This window comes from Mesorhizobium sp. M0047 (assembly GCF_040323315.1).
Taxonomy (GTDB): domain Bacteria; phylum Pseudomonadota; class Alphaproteobacteria; order Rhizobiales; family Rhizobiaceae; genus Mesorhizobium.
The window spans coordinates 1-22,968 of the sequence record NZ_JAMYUW010000058.1; the positions used below are offsets into that span (position 1 = coordinate 1).

At 57.9% G+C, this 22,968-nt stretch carries 19 protein-coding genes and 1 pseudogene; 11 read left to right on the forward strand and 9 right to left on the reverse strand.

Annotated elements, in window-relative coordinates:
* The 8 genes and pseudogenes from NKJ89_RS32775 to NKJ89_RS32810 form a co-directional block, all read left to right on the forward strand.
* Positions 1-91: pseudogene (locus NKJ89_RS32775) on the forward strand (electron transfer flavoprotein subunit beta/FixA family protein); the annotation flags it as partial.
* A gap of 23 nt (positions 92-114) precedes the next feature.
* Positions 115-1,044, forward strand: a complete 930-nt coding sequence (locus NKJ89_RS32780) for an electron transfer flavoprotein subunit alpha/FixB family protein (RefSeq protein WP_352608618.1) — start codon at positions 115-117, stop codon at positions 1,042-1,044.
* 73 nt (positions 1,045-1,117) lie between these two features.
* Positions 1,118-2,053: a LysR substrate-binding domain-containing protein gene (locus NKJ89_RS32785; protein WP_352608619.1), complete on the forward strand. Its 936-nt coding sequence runs from the start codon at positions 1,118-1,120 to the stop codon at positions 2,051-2,053.
* A gap of 110 nt (positions 2,054-2,163) precedes the next feature.
* Positions 2,164-3,351, forward strand: a complete 1,188-nt coding sequence (locus NKJ89_RS32790) for a CaiB/BaiF CoA transferase family protein (protein WP_352608620.1) — start codon at positions 2,164-2,166, stop codon at positions 3,349-3,351.
* On the forward strand, positions 3,348-4,142 hold the full coding sequence (locus tag NKJ89_RS32795) for an enoyl-CoA hydratase/isomerase family protein (RefSeq protein ID WP_352608621.1): 795 nt from the start codon (positions 3,348-3,350) through the stop codon (positions 4,140-4,142). Before NKJ89_RS32790 ends, NKJ89_RS32795 begins: the two co-directional genes overlap by 4 nt.
* 4 nt (positions 4,143-4,146) lie before the next feature.
* A complete protein-coding gene (locus NKJ89_RS32800; RefSeq protein WP_352608622.1) occupies positions 4,147-4,977 on the forward strand; it encodes an HTD2 family dehydratase in 831 nt (276 codons plus the stop codon).
* Complete coding sequence (locus NKJ89_RS32805; protein WP_352608623.1) at positions 4,974-5,351, forward strand: aldolase/citrate lyase family protein; 378 nt, start codon at positions 4,974-4,976, stop codon at positions 5,349-5,351. The genes NKJ89_RS32800 and NKJ89_RS32805 overlap by 4 nt, the downstream gene beginning before the upstream one ends.
* A gap of 508 nt (positions 5,352-5,859) precedes the next feature.
* The gene (locus NKJ89_RS32810) at positions 5,860-6,882 is read left to right on the forward strand and encodes a GlxA family transcriptional regulator (RefSeq protein ID WP_352608624.1); all 1,023 of its coding nucleotides are present in this window, start codon (positions 5,860-5,862) and stop codon (positions 6,880-6,882) included.
* A gap of 854 nt (positions 6,883-7,736) precedes the next feature.
* Here the strand turns inward: NKJ89_RS32810 and NKJ89_RS32815 are convergent.
* Positions 7,737-8,195: a hypothetical protein gene (locus tag NKJ89_RS32815; RefSeq protein WP_352608625.1), complete on the reverse strand. Its 459-nt coding sequence runs from the start codon at positions 8,193-8,195 to the stop codon at positions 7,737-7,739.
* On the opposite strand from NKJ89_RS32815, the gene NKJ89_RS32820 reads away from it, so the two are divergent.
* Together NKJ89_RS32820 and NKJ89_RS32825 are read left to right on the forward strand one after the other, a co-directional pair.
* Positions 8,182-9,345, forward strand: a complete 1,164-nt coding sequence (locus NKJ89_RS32820) for a M20 aminoacylase family protein (protein WP_352608626.1) — start codon at positions 8,182-8,184, stop codon at positions 9,343-9,345. The two genes, NKJ89_RS32815 and NKJ89_RS32820, sit on opposite strands and share 14 nt — an antisense overlap.
* 189 nt (positions 9,346-9,534) lie before the next feature.
* Entirely contained in the window at positions 9,535-10,941 is a 1,407-nt protein-coding gene (locus tag NKJ89_RS32825) for an aminotransferase (RefSeq protein WP_352608627.1), read from the forward strand.
* Between the two features lie 162 nt (positions 10,942-11,103).
* On the opposite strand, the gene purU is transcribed toward NKJ89_RS32825, so the two are convergent.
* Positions 11,104-11,970: a formyltetrahydrofolate deformylase gene (gene purU / locus NKJ89_RS32830; RefSeq protein ID WP_352608628.1), complete on the reverse strand. Its 867-nt coding sequence runs from the start codon at positions 11,968-11,970 to the stop codon at positions 11,104-11,106.
* 46 nt (positions 11,971-12,016) lie between these two features.
* The gene (locus NKJ89_RS32835; protein WP_352608629.1) at positions 12,017-14,512 is read right to left on the reverse strand and encodes a GcvT family protein; all 2,496 of its coding nucleotides are present in this window, start codon (positions 14,510-14,512) and stop codon (positions 12,017-12,019) included.
* 317 nt (positions 14,513-14,829) lie between these two features.
* On the opposite strand from NKJ89_RS32835, the gene NKJ89_RS32840 reads away from it, so the two are divergent.
* Positions 14,830-15,306 (forward strand): Lrp/AsnC family transcriptional regulator, encoded by a 477-nt coding sequence (locus NKJ89_RS32840; protein ID WP_352608630.1) that lies wholly within the window; start codon positions 14,830-14,832, stop codon positions 15,304-15,306.
* A gap of 15 nt (positions 15,307-15,321) precedes the next feature.
* Here NKJ89_RS32840 and NKJ89_RS32845 read toward each other — a convergent pair whose 3' ends face one another.
* From NKJ89_RS32845 to NKJ89_RS32870, 6 genes are all read right to left on the reverse strand, one after another.
* Positions 15,322-16,887 (reverse strand): fumarate hydratase, encoded by a 1,566-nt coding sequence (locus tag NKJ89_RS32845; RefSeq protein WP_352608631.1) that lies wholly within the window; start codon positions 16,885-16,887, stop codon positions 15,322-15,324.
* Entirely contained in the window at positions 16,862-18,295 is a 1,434-nt protein-coding gene (locus tag NKJ89_RS32850; protein WP_352608632.1) for an NAD-dependent succinate-semialdehyde dehydrogenase, read from the reverse strand. The genes NKJ89_RS32845 and NKJ89_RS32850 overlap by 26 nt, the downstream gene beginning before the upstream one ends.
* 141 nt (positions 18,296-18,436) lie before the next feature.
* Positions 18,437-19,372 carry a LysR family transcriptional regulator gene (locus NKJ89_RS32855; RefSeq protein ID WP_352608633.1) on the reverse strand — a complete coding sequence of 312 codons (936 nt, stop codon included), beginning with the start codon at positions 19,370-19,372 and terminating at the stop codon, positions 18,437-18,439.
* Between the two features lie 115 nt (positions 19,373-19,487).
* Positions 19,488-20,390, reverse strand: a complete 903-nt coding sequence (locus NKJ89_RS32860; protein ID WP_352608634.1) for an HpcH/HpaI aldolase/citrate lyase family protein — start codon at positions 20,388-20,390, stop codon at positions 19,488-19,490.
* Positions 20,387-21,538, reverse strand: a complete 1,152-nt coding sequence (locus NKJ89_RS32865; protein WP_352608635.1) for a CaiB/BaiF CoA transferase family protein — start codon at positions 21,536-21,538, stop codon at positions 20,387-20,389. Before NKJ89_RS32865 ends, NKJ89_RS32860 begins: the two co-directional genes overlap by 4 nt.
* Positions 21,535-22,821 carry a methylaspartate ammonia-lyase gene (locus tag NKJ89_RS32870; RefSeq protein ID WP_352608636.1) on the reverse strand — a complete coding sequence of 429 codons (1,287 nt, stop codon included), beginning with the start codon at positions 22,819-22,821 and terminating at the stop codon, positions 21,535-21,537. Before NKJ89_RS32870 ends, NKJ89_RS32865 begins: the two co-directional genes overlap by 4 nt.
* Between the last annotated feature and the right edge of the window lie 147 nt (positions 22,822-22,968).

A 22,968-nucleotide genomic window follows, 5' to 3' on the forward strand; every position in this document is an offset into this window, starting at 1 on the left:
CGAGGAGCCGAGCGGCCGCAAGGCGGGCGTCAAGGTCAAGAGCGTCGCCGAACTGGTCGACAAGCTCAAGAACGAAGCCGGCGTGTTGTAAGCGATCGGGAAAGGAACAGACAAATGGCAATTCTCCTTATCGCAGAACACGACAACGCCACCCTTTCCGACCAGACCGCCAAGGCGCTTTCGGCGGCGCTGCAGATCGGCTCGGACGTGCATGTGCTGGTGGCCGGCAAGGGCGCCAAGGGTGCAGCTGATGCCGCCGCCAAGCTGAAGGGCGTGAGCAAGGTGCTGCTCGCGGAAGCCGACGAGCTTGCCGAGCGCTTGGCCGAACCGACGGCAGCGCTCATTGTGTCGCTGGCGGGCGCTTACGACACCATCATCGCGCCGGCGACCTCGTCGGGCAAGAATGTCGCGCCGCGCGTGGCTGCGCTCCTCGATGTCGCGCAGGTGTCCGAGATCATCGAAGTCGTATCTCCCGACACCTTCAAGCGGCCGATCTATGCCGGCAACGCCATCCAGACGGTGCAGTCGGGCTACGCCAAAAAGGTAATCACGGTCCGCACAGCCTCGTTCCAGGCAGCCCCCGAGGGCGGCTCGGCGGCGGTCGAGACCGTCAAGGCCGCGGCCAATCCCGGCCTCTCCACCTTCGTCGAGAACAAGCTTTCCGAGACCGACCGTCCGGAGCTGACCTCGGCCAAGATCATCATCTCGGGTGGTCGTGCGCTGGGTTCGGCGGAAAAGTTCCAGGAGGTCATCCTGCCGGTCGCCGACAAGCTCGGTGCCGCCGTCGGCGCCTCCCGCGCCGCGGTCGATGCCGGCTATGCGCCGAACGACTGGCAGGTCGGCCAGACCGGCAAGGTCGTCGCCCCCGATCTCTACATCGCGGTCGGCATCTCCGGTGCCATCCAGCACCTTGCCGGCATGAAGGATTCGAAGGTCATCGTCGCCATCAACAAGGACGAGGAGGCGCCGATTTTCCAGGTTGCCGACTACGGTCTCGTCGGCGATCTCTTCGTCATCCTGCCGGACCTCGAAAAGGCGCTTTGACCTTCTTGATCGAGGCTGGATCCGGTGACCCGGCGAACCCGACGGGTCACGATCTAGCGAAAGAAGCAGCCAGATGGACATCAGACAAATCCGCTCTTTTGTTGCCGTTGTGGACCATAAAAGCTTCACCTTGGCCGCGACGCGCGTTGGAATCGCGCAGCCAGCCATCAGCATGCAGATCAGCAATCTAGAGAAAGAGCACAACACCAAGCTGCTCTTGCGCGGCCCTCGCGGGGTCGTACCCACGGATGCCGGTCGAACTCTGTACAAGCACGGCCGGCTAATCCTGAAGCAAGTCGAAGAGGCACGGATCGATATCGCTTCTGGTTATAGCGTCACCGGCCTTGTGGCAGTCGGTATGCCAACAACTGTGGCTACACCGTTAGCGGTCCCGCTCGTCAAGCGAGTCGCAGAACAACACCCGGGTATCCACCTCCACATCGTGGAGACCTTGAGCGGGCACCTAAATGAGCTTCTGGCCACAGACAGACTGACCTGCGCCATCTTATTCAGGAGTGCGGAGCAGAAGAGCCTCGAGTTTGAGCCCCTTGCGATAGAATATCTGCACTTCATTGGTGGTTCGCTTGCAGGAATCCAGGACTCCGAGCTCAATTGCGCCGTGGAGGCACTATCATCGGTACCTCTCACCCTACCCAGTATTGCCCATGACCTGCGCACAACCGTCGAGCACGCCTTTATTGCTGCCGGTGTAAGGCTCAATGTCGTGGCAGATATCGACTCTCCCCGTGTCGCCCTGAGCTTGGCGGCCGAGCATTTTGCCGGAACAATTCTCCCCTTGTCGGCTCTCACCAGCGCCCAATACGCGGAGTTTGACGGCGTCTTCGCGCGAAGGTTGGTCAACCCGGAAGTGACTCGGACATTGGGGCTTTGCAGGCGGACGTCATCGATACCCTCAGACGCGAGTCTGGCGATCGAGTCTTCGATCAAAGAGGTGATGGCAGACTTGATAGCGACCGGCCATTGGAACGGCCTGAAGCTGCTCCCCTAGAGGTCATCAAATTAATCAATACCGCGTGTCAGTAAACAGTATTAGTATTGCCTGCGGCGCTCCCTTACGGTTTTCAGAGTATCTGTACGAACTCTCACCAGGCCATAGCTATGTCCGACAATATAGGTGTTACGGAAAGCCCCCTCGAAGGCGTTAAGGTACTTGCTGTTGAGCAATTCGGGGCAGGACCTTATGGAACGATGTTCCTTGCGGATCTAGGCGCCGAGGTCATCAAGATTGAAAACGTGAATATTGGCGGAGACCCTGGACGTTATACGGGCCCGTACCTCCTTGGCGATGCTGACAGCGAGTACTTTCAAAGTTGGAACCTGAATAAAAAGAGCATAACGCTGGACCTCAAAAGCCCGGACGACTATGCTAGGTTTCTCGAGCTCGCCAAAGATGCGGATGCGGTGGTCAATAACCTGCGCGGCGACCAGCCGGAGAAGCTAAGTCTTACTTTCTCTGCTCTCAAGGCCACAAACCCCCGGATAGCCTGCCTTCATATTTCTGCATACGGTCGAGACAACCGACGCGCAGCGTGGCCAGGCTATGATTTTCTTATGCAGGCCGAGGCCGGTTTGATGAGCGTGACCGGAGAGCCAGCCGGGCCGCCTACGAAATTCGGACCCTCGATCATCGACTATATGACAGGAATGACCGGGATGGTCGGCCTGCTTGCCTGCATATTGCGGGCAAAGCGGACTGGCCTGGGTGGTGATGTGGATGTGAGTCTTTTTGACGTTGCACTGCACCAGATGAGTTACGCCGGGACGTGGTATCTCAACCATGGGCACGTTACCCATCGGCAATCCCGCAGCGCGCATTTCTCGGTCGCCCCAGTTCAGACCTTCCAAACGTCGGACGGGTGGATCTTCGTCATGTGTATGACGGATAAGTTCTGGCAAAACTTGATTGGGGCGATGGACTTGTGTGGGCTCGGATCCGACTCGCGCTTCGCGACATCGCCGAAGCGCCGCGAAAACCTGTCGCAGTTAGTCGAAGTCCTGGACGACCGATTTGGCCAAAAGAGCACGACCGATTGGCTCGCCGCATTGTCCGGCCTCCTTCCGGTGGCGCCCGTCTATGACATGCGTCAGGCCTTTGAAAACGCCTTTGTTGACGAGGTCGGAATGGTTCAGACGATTCCTCATGCCGCGAACGGGTCTTTACGCGTTCTGTCCAATCCGATCAAAATCGATGGCAAGCGACCTGCGGCGCGGGCAGCTCCGTTGCTCGGTGCAAATAACGATGAGTTCCTTCATTTGTCGCCGAGCCAGGGCGAGAGCCGCTCATGACCATCGAGCACGACATCGTAACGATCGAGCGCCACGGCCCGGTTGGCGTGGTTTGGCTTCACAACCCGCCGCTCAACGTTGTGACAAGGCCACTGATGATTGCTTTCCGTTCGGCACTGGAGGCCATCGAAGCTGATCCCACAATCAGAGCGCTGATCATCACGGGAACGGGTGAACGGGCATTTTGCGCTGGATCGGATATTCGCGAGTTTTCTCATGCTCTCGCGCCAGGCGAGATCGTCTCAGAAAAGCTCGCCCTTCAAAACGAGGTATTTCTCAATCTTGAACGGTTTTCCAAGCCGACGATCGCCGCGATTACAGGCCTGGCTTTCGGAGGTGGTTTGGAGATCGCAATCTGCTGTGACCTCATTGTTGCGGAAGAGCGATCAACCTTTGCGTTGCCCGAGATCAAGCTTGGCGTGTTTCCAGGAAGCGGTGGTCCAATCCGAGTGGCGCGCCGCATCGGGAAGTCTCGCGCGAAGGAAATGATGTTGCTCGGAGATCCGATCGACGCCCGGACAGCCCAGCAATGGGGGCTGGTAAACAGGGTCGTTGAAACGGGCAGTGCTCTCCAGTGTGCTTTGGATCTTGCGACCCGGTTGGCGGCCGGGCCGGCTCTCGCCCTCAAGGAGTGCAAGGACATCATCGAGCAGTCGTTGGAGATGCCGATCAGTGAGGCTCTCCAACGGTCTATGAGTGCCAGTGACCGGGTTTTCCGTTCGGATGAAAAGCGTGAAGGGGTGGCGGCCTTTCTTGAAAAGCGGCCGCCGAATTTCGCCGGCAAACGGTGATACAATGAGCCCGAAAGAGAGCTTTCAAGGTTGGATTGGTCGTCGCCTTCAAAGTGAGGACGTCCTAACGGAGGGGCTTTTTCGTCGGTTCGCGGCCACTTTTGACCTGCCTGACGGACAGGGGACCATAGGACAGCCGGCCCCGGCCCTGATTCACTTCTGTCTGGCGCCGAATACGTTTCCAGCGTCTCGACTCGGCGAAGATGGTCATGAGCTCCGCGGAGAGTTTTTGCCTCCGGTTCAGCTGAAGACGAGGATGTGGGCCGGCAGCTGCATTGAATTTCTGGGTGATTTGCGTGTCGGCGACAGGGTATGCCGAGTTACGGAGATTCAAAGCGTCAGCAACAAGGAAGGTAAGACCGGCCGTCTATGCTTCGTGGGGCTCAGACACACCATTAAAGTCGGCGATGACGTCCGCATTATCGAAAACCAGGACTTGGTCTATCTAGACACTGTCCAACGGCATAATGTGAACCGTAGCGGCGCGGATCAGCTCTTCGATGATGAGATGATGCTAGACGAGGCGAAGCTCTTTCGCTATTCGGCTATCACTTTCAATTCCCACCGAATTCACTATGACCGCGAGTATGCGCGCGCTACGGAAGGTTATCCGGACCTGGTTGTGCACGGCCCGCTCCAAGCGACGCTTTTAATGTTATACGCAACAAAGCTCGCGTCGCGCCCGCCAAATCGGTTTTCGTTCAAGGCTCTGTCACCACTGTACATACGTGAGCCGATAACTCTGCGGGCTATACAGGAGGAGGGCGCCACCAAACTGGAATGCGTTAAGCGGGACGGCCAGGCAACGACGTTTGCGGAGGCAATGTGGTCTTGAGCCCCGCCGATATCATTGCCGCCCTTTTTGTCCAGGCCAGCAGGCCTGACTGTTTCGAAAAAGCCATCGAAGCTGCGGCCGATGCCGTTATATTCGATTTGGAAGATGCGATCGCGGATGTTCACAAGGACAGTGCGCGCCAGAATCTTCGATCAGTCGATGCAGCGAATGCGATTGTTCGCAGCAACGGAATTGGCACCGCTTGGCATGAAAATGACCTGGCCCTTGTGAGAAAATTGAAGCCATTAGGAATCATCTGCCCCAAGAGCGAGGCCGGTCTGAGATTCTCGGAGTTTCTTAAGTCTGTAGACGTACCGGTGATCGCGCTCGTCGAAATGGCCGTCGGATTATCGATAGCCAGGCGTTTGCTTTAGACCTGCAAGTGGCTCGCTTGGCCTTTGGATCTGTCGACTTGTGCGCTGATTTGGGCGCGGCTAATGCCAGGGAGAGCTTACTTTGGGCGAGATCAGAGCTGGTTCTCGCATAGTGTCTCGCTGGAAAACCGTCTCCCTTGGATGGGGTAACGTTGGAAATAAACGACCCCTCCAACAGTGCCGACGATGCGCGGTACGCTCGAATGGCGGAAAACTTGGTATCCACCCAAACCAGATAGTTCCGATCCCACTTGGTTTCATGCCTGACCGTCGCGAAGTTGAATGGGCACATAAGGTACTCGCAGCTGGCGATGGTGCTGCTACCGTTGACGGGTCAATGGTCGACGCTCCGGTCAAAGCGAAGGCCCAGGCTATCCTGCAGCGCTCAAAAATTACTGGGTCAGGCTAGTTCTAGCAGTTTCCTGTCGCCGTAACGTCTAGATCAGATTGGAGGCGCGCAATGACGTGTCAGCCAGAGGCCATTTCCAAACGTGCCAGGGACAAGACCTTGGAGATTGTCATCCTGGTTCTACCGGGATCCTCGTCTCTTTGCGTGGCTTCGGTCATCGAACCGCTGGTAATGGCTAACCAGATATCCGGCCGAGATATCTTCACTTGGCGAATAATCGGTGTCGACCAGCACTCCGCCCACTGCTCCGGCGATGTCTTAATGGCGGTATCCGATAGCATCGTACAGGAACGGCGGAACGTTGAAAACCGCAGCTTGCCATTCGCGGCGGTCGTCTGCGGGGGCACAGGCGTAGAAAACCATTGTACGCCATCAGCAATCGCTCTCGTTAGGCTGTATTCTCGACATGGCACTCAACTACTTGGAGTTGATACTGGAGCCTGGCTCTTAGCTAAGGCGGGACTGATTCAAGGCAAGCGCTGTACCATTAACCGACGAATGGTGCCTGCATTCAGCGAGGCTTTTGCGAATACCTCAGTCGAAAAAGGCGCCTTCATAGCCGATGGCGCCATTGCGACTTGCGTTGGCGGATATGCACCCCTAGCCATGATGCTCACGACAATCGAAGAGAATTGTGGATCGGAGCTGGCCCGCTCGATTTCCAACCAGCTCGATCCATCATTCACTTTTGGTCTCAACGGCCTGTCAGGCGGCAAGTCAGTCGTGGGCAGTGCGTCGAAACTCGATCACGCTATCCGACTGATGGAAGATAACCTTGAAGACTGCCTCCCGCTGAAAGCCGTAGCAGGCTCTGTGAAGATATCGAGACGGCAACTAGAACGGCTTTTTAGGACATATGTCGGAATGACTCCAAGCCGGTACTACAGGAATCTGCGTCTGTCGCGAGCGAGACATTTACTTGATACAACAGACATGACAATCTTGTCTATAGCGGTAGCTTGTGGGTTCGTCTCGTCTTCACATTTTTCCCAAGTGTTTCGCGAGCACTTTGGGCAAGGTCCAAGCACGTTGCGGGTGAATGCGCGATCCCAATGGGCAAACTCCCTTTTGGCCAAGGCTATGGCGCTCCCTCCAGACGCAAGCTTGTCGCCTGAACCCTAAACCTCGTTGGCCAGGGCGGCCCATTTCATCTCAGTAAGCCTTCGCGGCACTGATGCGACATGGGCGGATGGAGTGCACCCCAGACTGAGACACGGAAAATCGCGGACACCTCCGCGTTAGCTACGCAGCCTTCTCCATCAGTCGTCTGCTTGAATGCTTCTGTTCGTATTCTTCCGGAGTGAGATAGTCGAGCGCCGAATGCAAACGCTACGTGTTGTAAACGGCATCGATGAAAGCGCCGATGCGCCTTCGGGCATCATTCAGAAGTTCGGAGTACGCTCCTCACGCGTATTGGGCGGATTGAAGCGGTCGTCGCAATACCTGAACGAAGGAGGTTGCAGTGGGCATTGGAAAGCGACGATCACACCGTCTGGACGGGCGCCGTTGCCGTCACCGGGACGCCCGCCAGTGGCGGGGCAATCTGAAAAAACGTCGTTTTTCTGCGCGACCCCGCGAATAGGGAGTAAACGTAATCGCAATCATGACATCGCACTCGCCTGCCGGATGCAACTCGTCGATTGCGCTGTTCATGGGGCGGGGAGTCAGTTTCAAAGTGGGCAATGCCATGCGGCCTACATAACGAAAAAAAGCGACCGAATAACTTGATCGGTCGGCAGTTATATAGACACTGTTCTTGCTATAGACTAGAAGCATTGTAACGACCCTCTGAAATTTTTTGGGAGTTTGAAGGTCAAGGGAGCGCTGTACGAGGGCATTCGTAGAGGCGCCGGCTTGCGCCTGACCTAACTCACCACTTTCTTTCAATCGTTCAATCCATTCAGGGCGATCGAGATCGATCGAAGTTGACACAAGCGCGTGCCTGAATGGCTCACGGAGGTCAAACGTTCAGCCAATCAAACGAGATTATAGGTGCCAACGCCCGCTGTTCGCGCGGTTTCGCGAATGGAATCGAGACCAAAATCGGACGGATCATCCTTCTTTACGACTGCATAGGCGACAAACTTTTCCGAACAAGCCACAAGACAGGGGAGGCCTTGCTTGAAAAAACGACGCATTAATGACGTAAACATCGCGGGAACAGACCGCGACGCGAGGAAACCGTCGGCGCGAACGCAACCCCACAGGCCATATCTCGAAGTGAGATGGGGTCGATACACATAATGCATTTGACTGCGAGGATGCAACGCTCGAAGCTTTTGGCTGAATAGGACCCGCGACGCCTGCCCGCGCATCCGGACAACAGCGCCGATCAGGACAACGCCGATCAGGTTGCCGAGATCGAATGGAATCGGCAGACCCGGGGTGCGTCCGTTGATCTGGTACAGGAGAACAACACGAATGCGCAGCGTCAATGATTTCGGGGAAATCCATCAAGAGGCTATCACCTGGCGCCATCACCTCCACCAGAATCCCGAACTCGATTATAGGGTTCACAACACCGCGATTTTTGTGGCTGAAAAGCTCGCGTCTTTCGGGATCAACCATATTGAGACTGGCATAGCCGAGACAGGCGTCGTCGCAGTGATCCAAGGCGCCGCCGGGGATGGCCCAACAATCGGGCTGCGGGCGGATATGGACGCCCTGCCGATTGTTGAGGCTACCGGCAAGCCTTGGACGTCGCAGATCGAAGGGAAGATGCATGCCTGTGGTCATGACGGCCACACTGCCATGCTGCTCGGCGCGGCGAAGCATCTTGCTGCAACTCGGAATTTCAAAGGCTCGGTAGCGCTCATTTTCCAGCCCGCGGAGGAAGACGGGCAGGGCGCCAGCCGAATGGTGCAGGAAGGCCTGATGGACCGCTTCAACATCTCGCAGGTCTTCGGTATGCATAATATGCCCGGAATCGAGGTCGGCAAATTCGGCATTAGGGACGGTTCTATCATGGCGGCTCTCGACGAGTTCGACATCATTATAACAGGCCGTGGCGGCCACGCTGCCACGCCTCACAATACGATCGATCCGGTAGTCGTCGGAGCGCAGATCGTCATGGCTCTCCAGACCTTGGTTTCACGAAACCTCGATCCGACGGAAGCGCTGGTCGTATCCGTGCCGAAATTTACGGGAAGCGAATCCTACCACATCATTCCCGACGCCGTGACGCTGGGCGGAACGGTTAGGAGTCTGTCCCCGGCATTGCGCGACTTTGCTGAGAGACAGATCAAAGTCTGCGCTGAGAACATTGCGGCGGCTTTCGGAGCTAAAGTGGAATTCCGGCACAGGCGCCTCGAGCCCCTGACGTTCAACCATACGGAGGCCTTCGAATTGGCCACCGCTGCGGCGCGGAGCCTTGTCGGGCGGGATGCGGTCAACGATCAGGTCAAGCCGGTTATGGTCTCCGAGGACTTCTCCTACATGCTGCAGGCGCGGCCCGGCGCGTTCCTGTTCCTCGGCAACGGACCCACAGCCGGGCTGCACAATCCGACCTACGACTTTGACGACAATGCCATTCCTTACGGAATTGGCTATTGGGTAAATCTGGTCGAAGGCACTTTGGCCGCCTAGTGCCACAAAAAGGGGTCCGGCATCGGTAGCGCTGAAGTCAGCGATGGAAAGTCAACGGCTTTGCTCCTTTCGCGCTGAATTTCAACGCGAAAGCCCGATTTTGCGCCAAACCCGGCGCAAACTTGCTGCTAGTTTTGAACATCTGACCGACATACGGCCGGTCACCGGTCATTCGAAAAGAGAGAAAAAATGGCTTTGAGTAACCTGGGAACCGCGCAAATTCAGGAGAAGGATCGGAATTATGTTTTCCATCCCTCAACCCATTTGGCCAAGCACAGCCGAGGTGAAACCCCGAACCGCGTTATGGCGGGAGCTGACGGCGTCTATATCTGGGACACAGAGGGCCGCAAAAGCCTCGACGGGTTCGGCGGACTTTACTGCGTGAATATGGGCTACGGCTGCAAGGAAATCGCCGATGCGATTTCCAAGCAAGCCCATGAGCTCCCGTTCGCACACATGTATGCAAGCCAGAGCACAAAAACGGCAACCCTCCTCGCGGAGGCCGTTGTCGAATACTTCGGCGAGAACATGCGGCGCGTCTATTTTGGCCTTTCAGGATCGGACGCTAATGAGACCAACATCAAGCTGGTCTGGTACTACAACAACATCCTCGGACGCCCTGCAAAGAAGAAAATCATCTCCCGGCAGCGCGGCTACCATGGCTCCGGCCTGGTGACCGGAAGTCTGACAGGACTGGCATTCTTTCACAACCACTTCGATCTTCCGCTCGACATCGTCCGTCACACGACCACCCCGCATTGGTATCGACAGGCGCAGGAAGGCGAAACTGAGGAAGCGTTTTCCAAGCGATGCGCCGCGGAGCTCGAAGCCCTCATCATCGCGGAAGGCCCTGATACCGTGGGTGCCTTCATCGGGGAGCCCGTGCTTGGCACCGGCGGCATCGTCCCACCGCCGAACGGGTACTGGACCGAAATCCAGGCGGTGCTCGACAAGTACGATATCCTTCTGATCGCCGACGAGGTCGTTACCGGATTTGGCCGCACCGGCGAGAAATTTGGTTCGCATCTTTACGGAATGCGCCCGGACCTGGTCACGATCGCCAAGGGGCTCAGTTCGGCCTACCTCCCGATCTCGGGTTCAATCATTGGAGAACGGGTCTGGTCGGTTCTGGAGCAGGGCAGCGAGAAATATGGTCCATTGGGTCACGGCTGGACGTACTCCGGCCACACCCTTTGTGCTGCAGCGGCGCTGGCGAACATTCAGGTCCTAAAGGAAAGGAATATCCTGGAACATGTGCGCGAAGTGGGACCATACTGGCATGCGCAGATGCAGGCCAAACTTGAAGGCCACCCCATTGTCGGTGAAGTCCGCGGTGTAGGCATCCTGTCGGCGGTCGAGTTCATGCGCGACCCGAAAAATCGCGTGCCATTCGACCCGGGCCTTCAAGTGGGTGTGCGCGCTGCGGCAGCGCTGCTTGAAAACGGGGTGATCGCGCGGGCCATGCCCCATGCCGATACATTAGGGTATGCGCCACCGCTGATTATCAAAAAAGATGAGATCGACATCATCATCGACGCCACGGTGCGTGCAGTCGATACGACCTACAAGGCCCTTCAGACTGAAGGCGCAGTTTAGTCTCCCAAGACTCCACGGTCGGGCATTGTTTCACCGACCGTGGCCCTTCTCGAGCCTCTTCATGCTCCGGAAATGAAACGGCCGGTGTGTTCAGCGAACACCCGGCCATTTTGTCGTTCAATGGTGTGTCTTGAGGCGATGAAGACTCAAACTTCGGCTTTCTCAGCCTGAGAAAACGACGGTTTTATTCCCGTTCAGGATAACCCGGTCCTCAAGGTGAAGCCGAACTGCGCGGGCCAAGACCTGTCGTTCAATGTCGCGCCCCTTCCGGATCAGATCATCCGGCGTGTCCTGGTGGGATATACGCTCTACATCCTGTTCGATAATCGGTCCTTCATCGAGGTCGGAGGTCACGTAGTGGGCCGTCGCGCCAATCAGTTTAACCCCTCGCAGATGGGCTTGATGATAGGGCTTCGCGCCCTTGAAGCCTGGCAGAAATGAGTGATGAATGTTGATGCACCGCCTAGCAAACTTAGCCGCGAAACCGTCCGATAGGATCTGCATGTAGCGCGCGAGAACCATGAGATCGGGATTGGTGCGCTCGATAAGCTCGACGAGTTTCGCTTCCTGCTGCTCCTTGTTGTCTCGACTGACGGGAAGGTGAAAGAAGGGCAGATCCTTGAGATCAGTGGAGGCAAGATGTTCTTTGCCGTGGTTGGAGACCACAGCGACAATCTCCATCGGAAACTCGCCAATGCGCCAACGATTGAGAAGGTCGGCAAGGCAATGATCGAACTTCGAGACCAGCAGCATCACTCGCTTGGGTTGCGACAGAGGCCGCAGCGTGTAGGTCATACCGAGACGCCCGGCGAGTTCCTCAATCCCACCGGCCGGTTCTTTACCAGAGGGTTTATCGCCGAGGCATGCGAAGACAACCCGCATGAAAAACAGTCCCGTTTCCGGGTCGCTGTACTGCTGGGCCTCGAGAATGTTGCATCCTGTTGCGTAAAGCAGCCCTGCAACTGCGGATACGATGCCTGGCTGGTCGCCGCATGACAGCGAAAGGACCATAGACTGGTGTGATGACATTGGCGAAGAGTCCAAATGATCTGTTGACGATGGCTAGATGCAAGAGTCAGGCCTTGAGGAGCTCAGGCGCGATCAACTCCCCGGCGTCGCGCCATTCGCCCTTCACGCGGCTACGTCCTGCGTCAAAGAATGGCCGCAGAGAAGCTATGGCGGAATAGCGCTCTCCCGCAATCTCGATCTCGAATGACCCTGATGACAGCCAGTCCGCCGTTACCCCGGCATCCGAGGTGAGATATCCCATGCCGATACCGCAGCCGACAGTGTGGCCAAATCCGGCGGAGCGCAGGTATCCGACGAGGGTTCCATTACGCCAAACAGGCTCGGTGCCAAACATCAAGGACTTGGCCTCTGGCGCAGCGAACTGGACGAGCCGGCGGCGTAAGGGCTTGCCGCGCTGGACCTCCAGGGCCGCGCGTCCAATGAAGTCGTCAGGCTTGTCCCAGGCAACCGTGAAAGCCAGTCCCGATTCCAAAGGGGTGTCTTCGTCACCGACATCCGAACCCCAGTCACGATAGCCCGCTTCCAGACGCAGCGTGTTGAGGGCGACATACCCGGCGTGGCCCACGCCGAGACCGGCGCCGGCGGACACCAAGGCGTCATAGACACCCAATGTCTGCTCGGTCGGGATGTGAAGTTCCCAGCCCAACTCACCGACAAAGGTCATCCGAAATGCGAGCGCCAGGCTGTATCCGACCTCGATTTCGCGAGCCGTTGCAAAGGGAAATGCCTCGTTGGAGAAATCTGCGGGACTGACGCGCTCCAGCAATTCGCGCGATCGCGGACCCATGACGGAGAGCGTGGTGTATCCGGATGAGACGTCGGCGACCGTTACGTGGCCGGCTCCCTTGGCGTGCAAGCGCAACCACGCGAGATCGCGGGTGCGTTGGACGGCCGCCGTGACTACGAGGAATTCCTCATCACCTATACGCGCGATGGTCACGTCGGACTCCATACCGCCACGCTCGTTGAGCCACGGCGTATACACAATCCGGCCGACCGCAACGTTCACGTCGTTATTGGACAGGCGCTGTAGCAGGGCAAGGGCATCAGGTCCCTGAACCAGCATGTGCGCGAACGAGGTCTGGTCGAACAGCGTCACGCCAGAGCGTGTGGCCGCATGTTCTGCGCCACTGCGTTCGAACCATTCGTCACGGCCGAACGTCGCGTGGTTTTCATTCGGCGATCCGGGAGCGCCGAACCATTGAACCCGCTCCCAGCCGGCACTTTCACCAAAATTTGCGCCAGCGGCGGCCAGGCGGTCGTGCAGGGGGGATACGCGGACGTTGCGCGCCGTCTTTGGCGATTTGTGAGGCAAGTGAAGCGTCCAGAGGTTGCCGACCGCCTCCACTGTACGGTCGTACAGATAGCGCTTGTTCCTCTGGAAGGGCATAGAGCGCCGGACGTCCATTTCCCAGCAGTCGCCGGCCGGCAAGCCCGTCGACATCCATTCTGCCATGACCTTGCCTGCACCACCCGAGGACTCAATTCCGCAGGAATTGAATCCAGAGGCAACATACAGACCCTGAATTTCAGGTGATGGGCCGAGGTGGAACCGGTTGTCCGGCGTGAAGCTCTCCGGGCCGTTGAAATTTAGTTGAAGACCGACATTTGCCAAAACAGGCATGCGCTCGATGGCGGCGGAGAGGTAAGGTTCGATGTGATCGAAATCTTCTGGCAGTGAATCGAAACTAAAATCGTGGGGTATTCCATTCATGCCCCAAGGTTTCCCATCGGGCTCAAAGAAGCCTACGAGCAGTTTTCCCGCGTCAGCCTTTGCATAAACGCGGGCGTCCATATCACGGATCGTCGGCAGATCATGAGGGAGGTCGGGAATGGCCTCCGTGACCACATAGAAATGTTCTGCAGCCTGTAACGGCACTGACCAATTGAGATCAGCCGCCACGTTTCGCGTCCACAGCCCCGTACTGATGACCGCCTTTTCGGCACGGACCGTACCTTGGCTGGTCTCTACGCCAACAAAGCGTCCGTTCTCGACCAGGATACGGTTGACGGGGGTCCGTTCAAGGATCGTTGCTCCGCCTTGGCGGGCGCCGATGGCGAAGGCCCGGGCGGTGTCGATCGGGTTGGTCATCCCGTCGGATGCAATCCACGCGGCACCGAGAACATCACTGACATCAAGCAGAGGAACGCGGCGTTGGGCTTCCGCAGCGCTGATCATCTCCACGTCCAGCCCAAACGAGCGCCCCATCGAGGAGCCGCGCTTAAGCTCCTCAAGGCGGTCCTGGGTCGCAGCGACGGTGATGGAGCCGGTTTGACGGAAGCCTGTGGCCTGACCGGTCAGATTTTCGAGGTCCCGGAACAGCTCAGCCGAGTATTGAGCAAGCTTGGCCATGGTTTCATTGGCACGGAGCTGCGTCACGAGGCCTGCAGCGTGCCACGTAGTCCCGCAAGTCAGCTGGTCGCGCTCCAGAAGCAGAACGTCCCTGTAACCCAGACGGGTTAGGTGATAGGCTATAGACAGGCCGATAATGCCACCTCCGATGATGACGTATTCGGCATGGGATGGGAGTTTGCTGGCCATTTGAAACCCTGTTGTAGCCTGCTCGCGAAACTGCGAACGAAGGCGGGTTGGTTGTGGCCGACAAAGTACTGTTAGACGGGCACTGGTTTTCGCCGATCTGAGGGGAGAGACTGCAGTGTTCCTGCGCGCAGCGTCGCTCTGATGCAGCGTTTCTCAAAGTGAGGTCAACGCTGCGTTTTCCCGATGCAGGCGGGACTGAGACCGCTACCGCGTTGCATTGCCGGCAAGATAGCCTCTATAAACGGTGAATATCTGCCTTCTGCTGTGGTATCCAGCACGGGAGGTTGGAGAGCCAGCCACAGCCGAGATCACCGTAGATGAAATATGACCGGATCGATGCCCGCATCCTGGAATTGGTTCAACGGAACAACCGCTTAACCTCCGATGTCGTTGCCGACAAGGTCGGACTTTCTGCCACGGCATGCCAGCGTCGCCTCAAGAGGCTCCGGGCAGAAGGGATTATCGAAGCAGACGTCTCGATTATATCGGCCAAGGCCGTTGGCCGACCGATCCAGATGATCGTCATGGTGACCCTGGAAAGGGAGCGCGCCGATATCATCGACAAGTTCAAGCGGGATATCAAATCTTCACCCGAGATTGCGACGGGTTTCTATATAACCGGCGAGGCAGACTTCGTGCTCTATATCACTGCCCGAAGCATGGAGGACTATGAGCAATTCACGCGGAAGTTCTTCTATCAAAACACGCACATTAAGAGCCTGAAGACTATGGTGGTCGTCGACCGGGTCAAGGCAACGTTCGCTGTCCCTATTGAGGATCCGGAAGATATTTGAGCGTGCACTGCGCCGTCAAACACCGATGCTGCGTGCAATGCTGTCAGCTGCCATGCGCTTGCGCCATTCGGCGGGGCCCAAGGCATGGATAGACGTGCCGGCCGCATCGACTGCGAGGATCACTGGCATATCCTGAACTTCAAATTCGTGGATAGCCTCCATACCGAGGTCTTCGAACGCTATGACGCGGGCAGACTTGATAGATTTCGATATGAGGTACGCTGCCCCGCCTACGGCCACCATGTACGGCGCCTGATGCCTGACGATCGATTCGATGGCGGCGGGTCCGCGTTCAGCTTTGCCAACCATGGCAAGAAGCCCGGTGGCGGCAAGGACTTTTTCGGTATATCCGTCCATCCGGTCTGACGTCGTTGGGCCGGCAGGTCCCACGACTTCGCTTCCAACGGCTCGCACGGGACCGACGTAATAAATCACCCGCCCGGCAAAGTTGATCGGGAGCGGCTGGCCCGCATCAATCAGCTCTGCGATGCGCTTATGGGCAGCGTCCCGGCCTGTCAGGAGTTTGCCAGACAGCAGAAGGGTCTCGCCACACTGCCATTGCCGGGTCTCATCCTTCGTCAGCGTATCTAGGTTCACACGTCTGACGTACTTAGGGCTTATATCTTCAGGCCCGATGTCAGGCCACAGGGATAGGTCTGGCGGATTAAAGACCGCGCAGCCGGATCCGTTGAGGACGAACGTAACATGACGGTTCGCTGCACATTGTGGGATTAGCGCGACTGGTTTTGACGCAGCGTGGGTCGGATAGGTTGCGACCTTAACGTCAACAACCGTGGTCAAACCGCCGAGGCCCTGGGCGCCTATGCCCAGGGCATTGATCCTCTCGTAGAGTTCGAGCCGCAAAGCCTCTTCCGGAGACGAGGCGCCGCGGGCAATGAGGTCAGCCATGTCGATCGGCTCATTCATTGCCTCCTTGGCGAGTAGCATCGCCTTTTCAGCGCTACCTCCGATGCCAACCGACATCATCCCTGGTGGACACCAGCCACTCCCCAACGTGGCGACGGTTTCGACCACCCAATCGGCGACGGAGGCGCCCGGATTTAGCGTCGTGAAACGGGCTTTATTTTCAGAGCCGCCACCTTTCGCAGAGATCGTAAATGTGATGGCGCTGCCCGCCACCAATTCAACGTGGACGATCGCTGGCGTATTATCCCGGGTGTTCGTCCGGCTGGCCAGCGGATCGGTGACAACCGACGGACGCAAAGGATTGTCAGGATCTAGGTAGGCTCGCCTGACGCCCTCATTAACCAGCTCTACGAAGGAAACCTTTGCGTCGATAAGAACCGACATTCCTACCTTGGCGAAAACCACGACCAGGCCTGTGTCTTGGCATATTGGGCGGCGGCCGAATGCGGCCATGCGCGAGTTGACCAGAATCTGCCCAATAGCATTTTTCGCTGGAGCACTCTTCTCGGCACGGTAAGCCTGGGCGAGATAGTGGATGTAGTCGGGCGGATGGTAGTACGAGACGTATTGCAGGGCGTCAGCGACGCTCTGCGTAATGTCTTCACCTCGGATCGAGGTATATGTGCGCTTACCGCTCAAGCGCTGCCAGTCCATTGACCAGTTTCAAATTCTGGAAGCTCCGCATTCCGTCCTCACCCCCTTCGTAGCCGTAGCCGCTTTGCTTGACGCCCGAATGCGGCGCATCAGCGGCGACGCCTTTGAGGAAATTGATGCTGACGGCGCCAGCCGCCAGATTGCCAGCCAACAGGCGTTTCGTCTCGTCGGAAGACGTAAAGAAATAAGACGCCAGGCCATATTCGGTGTCGTTTGCTTCAGCGACAGCGTCGTCGAGCGTGTCGAAAGGAGCAATTGTCAAAATAGGCCCGAAAGGTTCCTCCCGCAGGATGTCCGACTCCGAGGGCACCCCGGTCAGGATCGTCGGAGGCCAATAGAAACCGGCCTGGTCCAGCCTGCTACCGCCGGCTTCAATCCGTGCGCCTCTCCCAACGGCATCCTTGGTCAGGCGCTGCAACGCTTCAATCCTGCGGCTGTTCGCCATTGGCCCCATTTCGGTGCCCGGCGCATCTGGAGGGCCGACTTTGATCGATTTCGCGACGTCTACCAATCGCGAGAGGAACTGCTGGTAAACGGGTTGCGCAACCAGGATGCGGCTCGGCGCATTGCAGCTTTGACCAGCGCATTCAAATTTGTATTCCGAAATTGCCGTGGCCGCGGCTTCTAGATCCGCATCCTCACACACGATCACGGGGCAATGCCCGCCCAACTCAAGCACACATCGCTGGAGGTTGTCCGCGGCTAGCCTGGCAAGATGTTTCCCGACTGCCGTGGAACCTGTGAAGCTGAGGACCTTGATTATGGGGGATCGGAGCAGATGCTCCGAAATAACGGCTGGCACCCCAAACACAAGGTTGACGACGCCGGCCGGAATGCCCGCCTCATGAAGAGCTTGGACGATAAACACGCCGGCGCTAGGCGTCTCTTCAGCACCTTTGAGGATGACGGTGCACCCTGCAGCCAATGCGGCACCGAGCTTCCGAGCGTTGAGGACCGCCGGGTAGTTCCAAGGTGTAAAGGCCGTTACCACACCGAGCGGCTCAGGCACGAGCGTGCGGCCGGAACCCATCGGAATTGATGCACAAAGCTCCTCCGCGTGAGCACCGTTCCATTCCAGCATTTCGAGCGCGCGTCGGTATTCGCCTGCCGCCTCGGCCAATGTCTTGCCCTGCTCGGCGGATAGCGCCTTGGCGGCCTCGTCAACTCTTGCGGCAAGGATCCGTGCGGCCGCGACAAGGAGAGCACCCCGTTCGCGCGCAGGTCGCGCGGCCCAAGCGTTACGGCTTCGCTCGGCGGCGGCCAAGGCATCATCAAGGTCTTTCGTCGATGCGGAACCGACCGATGCGAACACCTGCTCGGTGGCAGGGTTGATAACCGGAATGTCGCCTTTGCCGCCGCTCCGCCATGCGCCGTCTATGAAGAGCTCATACCGCTTGGCTTCTGACATCTGTAGCTCCGGTTGAAAAGTGAGGCCTGATACGGCACGCCAGCCGGATCGGTCCAGTCACCGTCACTTACATCCCGCCCATGGCTTGGGGTCAAATATGGAATTTTGCCGATTGGCATCTGGAAACGAGATCGGGCCGGATCAGGGATGTACGCTCGCCGGCTCAGTAGGAGCCTTGGCCAGCCAGTGCCCGCTATTAATCAACTCTCGGACGATCCCGGGGATCAGTTTGCGGACCGCCGACACTGAAGGCGAACTCTCATCCTTTGGATTCACGGCCAGCACCACCGAGCGGGTGATGACCGGGTCGACGATCCTGACCATACGCACCAGCCCTTGCTGGACTTCCTTGTGAATGGCTGAAGGTGTGAGGATGGAATAGGCCTTGCCTTCAGTGACCATGCTGATGATCGTCGATAACGAGTCCACTTCGAATCGCACGTCAAGGCGGCAGCCATGTTGGGCCACCACATCCGCGACCGAACGCCGGACGTTGTTGGTGCGCATAGGCACCGCAAGCGGGAAAGCGTGTAGGTCCGATAGTGCAACCACATCGGGGAAGGGGGGTAAATTGGGTGGGGCAACCAGGCAGAAGTCTTCTCTCGCCAATATCGGAAGGCCTGCGATGGCATCGGCGGTGCGGTACAGGATCGCCAGGTTGAACCGTCCCGCAGCCATCCACTCCTCAAGAGGGCCGGTCATTCCTTCGACCATCTTTAGGGTCACAAGAGGGAGTTCACTGCGCACGGCTTCCAGTAACGGCCCCGAAAGCACACGTGCTGCTCCAGACGGGATGCCAATCGTCACTTCTCCCGATGCGGCCGTATTGCTCATCTCGGCCTTGGTAATCCTGATTTCGTTCAAGATTGTGCGCGCACGTTCCAGGAGTTTTGCGCCAGAGGGCGTGACGCTGATACCGCTCCGGTCCCTGATCAGCAGCTGAGATCCGAATTCCTCCTCTAACTGACGCACATGAAGGCTGAGTGCGCTTTGTGCGACGTTGAGCATGGCAGCAGCCTTCGTAAAGCTGCCGGCCTCGACCACTCCGACAAAATATTTGAGCTGTCTGAATTCCATCTAGGACCGACCTACCCGCAACGCCTTGTCAGCATTGCAATACAGCAACCTATCTCGAAATGAGATGGCACGGAAGGGACCACATCGTCGATGGACTAGGCGGAAGGTGGCACGCTCAGTGACCCCAGGCGAGAAGCGCTCTGGCGCGGCGAATGACGGGAGCGTCAATCATCTTTCCATCGACTGTAAACGCTCCCAAATGCTGAGCCTTAGCTTCCTGTTCAGCGGCAATGACTCGCCTTGCCCATTCCAACTCGTTTGCCAGTGGAGCGAACTCTTCGTTCAGGACGAGAACCTGGGCGGGATGAATGGCGAAGGCACCGGCGAATCCCAGGGTCTTGGAACGGCGCACGGTTTCGCGAAACTTTGGGAGATCGGCGAAATCACCGATGCTGCCCACGAAGCCAAGCGGGATAAGGCCTGCGGCACGCGCGGCAAAGAGAACCGCGAGATTTGGCCCAAGGAGGAGATCTGCTGTCGGCTGACCGCCTACAGCCGCGCTAAAATCCTCTGGACCGAGCGCCATGGCAACCAGCCTGGGATGCGCTGTTGCGATGGCCGTGAGTCTCGGCAGTGCAGCCGGCGTTTCGATCTGGGCTACCAGGCGGATACCTCCGGGTGCCAGACCCCGCACGCTCTCCAGCGCCAGGATCTCACGTTCGATCTCGACAACCCACTCAGCCGATTCGACTTTCGGCAGGACGATGGCGGCGACGCCTGACACAACTGCGGCATCAAGATCGGCGCAAAGCTCTCGCAAGCCGTGGTTCACCCTTATCAACATGGACGCGCCGTTCCGGCCGGCCCCCGCGATGCTGTCGCGAAGTCGGTGACGGGCTTCGGATTTCGATGAGCACGGAACAGAATCCTCCAGATCCAGCACGATCGCGTCAGCGCCACGATCATGTGCTTTGTCCACGAATTTTGGCAGGTGGGCCGGTACGAACAGGAGGGACCGCAAGCGGCCTTCGCCGAACGCGATGATTGACGCAGCTGCATCCATTTCGATGGTGCTCACCTCACCGCCTTTGACAAGTCCTCATGGGACTTAAACTCCTCACGAATAGCCATCGTATGGGCGCCGAGTGCTGGTACTGGCCGTAATACGACTGGTTCGCTATTGAAGATAGCGGCCGGGGCGATCACGCTGATGCTGCCCCCTGGCGTCTCAACTTCGGCCCTGCGCAGATGAGGATGTTCAGAGACCGATGGTATGTCATTCAATCTACCGTAAGCGAGGCCCGCGGCCTCAAGTTCCTGCATTGCCTCGTCACTCAACAGTTCGGAAAAGCGGTTTTGCACGACCTCATCAAGCGCATGGCGGTTGCCAAGCCGGTCCATGTTGGCCGCGAATCCAGGGGCCCTGGTGAGTTCTGGCTTCTTCAAGAAAGCATTACAGAAGTTCACCCATTCTCGGTCGTTCTGAACGGAGAAAATCACGAACTTGCCGTCAGCACACCGATAGGCTCCGTAGGGGGCGAGGGACGGGTGGTTCACCCCTGAGCGCAATGTGCGATAATTTCCATAATCGTGCTGAAGCACCGGTACGTTCATCCAGTCTGCCACTGCATCAAACAGCGAAACCTGGATCGCGGAGCCCTTTCCGGTCAACTCGCGGCTGTAGAGAGCCTGAAGAATGGCGCTGTGCGCCGTCATGCCTGCGGAGATATCACAAACTGATACGCCGACGCGCGCCTCGCCCTCGGGGGTTCCGGTTATGGCCGATAAGCCGCTTTCTGCTTGAACGATCAGGTCATACGCTTTCAGGTGGGAATATTCACCGCCTTCACCGAACCCTGAAATGTCGCAAGTGATCAAGCGCGGGTATCGCTCCCGAAGGCGGGCGGTACCGAAGCCCAGTTTGGCGATGCTCCCCGGTTTTAAGTTCTGGATGAAGACGTCCGCCGAAGACACCAATGCGTCGAGCAGTACCCGATCCCCTTCGAGCCGAAGATCGAGGCAAACAGACTCTTTCCCACGGTTCAGCCATACGAAATAAGCACTCTGCCCTTGAACTAGGCTGTCATAGTTTCGTGCAAAATCGCCTTCGGGACGTTCAATCTTGATGACCCGAGCACCAGCGTCTGCAAGTCGGGACGACGCGTAGGGCGCGGCAACCGCTTGCTCGACCGCGACAACAGTGATTCCCGTGAGAGCTTTGGTCACCGCAGCACCACCCTTGGTGCGCCTTGGAGCGGCTGGGACTTGTCGCCTACGGGGCGTCGCCTTTCCAGAAGAGCCAGCAGGCGGCTCTGCTCATTCCCCACAATGGAAATGCCTTCGTCCACACCCATGCCGGGTTTCGCCAGCATCATGTCGGCCCGGGTAGCGACCGACACATGGACGGTCGCACGAGCCGACAGGTCGGTTTCGGTACAACTGCCGCCGACATAGGCTCCTACGTCATTTTGTTTGCAGATCAGCACGGCTTTCGCTGTGTCCGCCAGAGAGCCCACGTCAGGTGTCTTGATCTGCACCAGGTGGGTGGCGCGCGCCTCGGCGAACTGCCGCACATCGTCAAGCGTATTGCAGCGTTCGTCGACAACGATCCGGGCATTGGATCCCCGTCCATCCAAGATCGAAACGATGCGGGCGTAGTTCTCGACCTGTGCTTCTGTCGATCCGAAGTCGCCGGGAGATTCGATGTTGACTGTGAAACCAGGCACCGTGTCTGCGACGCGGCAAATGAAGTCAGCAATAATCTGGGGATCAAGGCCGAGCTCGAGGCCGATCCAGCCATATACGTCAAAATGCAGGATGGGCCGGTAACCCGGACGGCCAATTTTCTGTATTCGCGCCGCAACCCATTCGACGAAGTCAAGGAAGGTTTGACCTCCAACACCAAACTTCTGTCTCGAGTTGATGAGGCCATGCGGAAGGACGTCGACATTCTTCAGGATCATCTTGTCGACGTTGATCTCGCGCGCATCGCCGCTCTGTGCATAGATCGGCACACCACGGGAGGGCAGGGGAAGGCCGAAAGAATCGCAAACCGCTTCAGCCATTGTTTTTCGGCCCGCATGGGCAGCTGCTCGCAACAAAGCCTGGCTGACACCATACTCCAGCGCCAGAGGCAGGCGTTTGCCCTCAAGTGGCGCCAGCACCAGTGCGCAAGCATCGAGAAAAGAAGATATGTCTGCGGCGCCAACCCTCGGAGCCAGCACTTCCTTGGCAAGTGTCGACATGGCATCAGCGTTGAAGAGGGGATCGCGACCGCCGGCCCCCGAGTATTGGACGCTCATCATGTCACCCCAGGCAACCGTGTCATCAGAGAGGACCAACCCGATGCTGAGCGATGACGCGGGCGTCCTGATAGCGGCCAGGCCGGGTGTCACGGGTTCGCCGACGTAAAGGAAACCATCCTGAGCAGCGCCCGCCCTGATGGCGGCCTGATCGTCGTAGAAGAATGCACCGGTGCCCGGCGCCAACACGATGTCTACGATTTTCATATGTTGCTTGCCCCGAGGTGTGCGTCGCAATGCTCGTTCCCGACGTCAACCTGATTAAGGCCCCAGCGCGCTGCTAAGCCCAATATAAATTTCATACCGGAACCATCGCGTTTTCAGATGGGTGTTACATCACGGGCCCATCCCAAG

Bases quoted from the DNA above. Each gene is read 5' to 3' on its own strand.
- NKJ89_RS32780 (WP_352608618.1), top strand. From the start codon at position 115: ATGGCAATTCTCCTTATCGCAGAACACGACAACGCCACCCTTTCCGAC.
- NKJ89_RS32785 (WP_352608619.1), top strand. From the start codon at position 1,118: ATGGACATCAGACAAATCCGCTCTTTTGTTGCCGTTGTGGACCATAAA.
- NKJ89_RS32790 (WP_352608620.1), top strand. From the start codon at position 2,164: ATGTCCGACAATATAGGTGTTACGGAAAGCCCCCTCGAAGGCGTTAAG.
- NKJ89_RS32795 (WP_352608621.1), top strand. From the start codon at position 3,348: ATGACCATCGAGCACGACATCGTAACGATCGAGCGCCACGGCCCGGTT.
- NKJ89_RS32800 (WP_352608622.1), top strand. From the start codon at position 4,147: ATGAGCCCGAAAGAGAGCTTTCAAGGTTGGATTGGTCGTCGCCTTCAA.
- NKJ89_RS32820 (WP_352608626.1), top strand. From the start codon at position 8,182: ATGCGCAGCGTCAATGATTTCGGGGAAATCCATCAAGAGGCTATCACC.
- NKJ89_RS32825 (WP_352608627.1), top strand. From the start codon at position 9,535: ATGGCTTTGAGTAACCTGGGAACCGCGCAAATTCAGGAGAAGGATCGG.
- purU (WP_352608628.1), bottom strand. From the start codon at position 11,970: ATGTCATCACACCAGTCTATGGTCCTTTCGCTGTCATGCGGCGACCAG.
- NKJ89_RS32835 (WP_352608629.1), bottom strand. From the start codon at position 14,512: ATGGCCAGCAAACTCCCATCCCATGCCGAATACGTCATCATCGGAGGT.
- NKJ89_RS32840 (WP_352608630.1), top strand. From the start codon at position 14,830: ATGAAATATGACCGGATCGATGCCCGCATCCTGGAATTGGTTCAACGG.
- NKJ89_RS32845 (WP_352608631.1), bottom strand. From the start codon at position 16,887: ATGGACTGGCAGCGCTTGAGCGGTAAGCGCACATATACCTCGATCCGA.
- NKJ89_RS32850 (WP_352608632.1), bottom strand. From the start codon at position 18,295: ATGTCAGAAGCCAAGCGGTATGAGCTCTTCATAGACGGCGCATGGCGG.
- NKJ89_RS32855 (WP_352608633.1), bottom strand. From the start codon at position 19,372: ATGGAATTCAGACAGCTCAAATATTTTGTCGGAGTGGTCGAGGCCGGC.
- NKJ89_RS32870 (WP_352608636.1), bottom strand. From the start codon at position 22,821: ATGAAAATCGTAGACATCGTGTTGGCGCCGGGCACCGGTGCATTCTTC.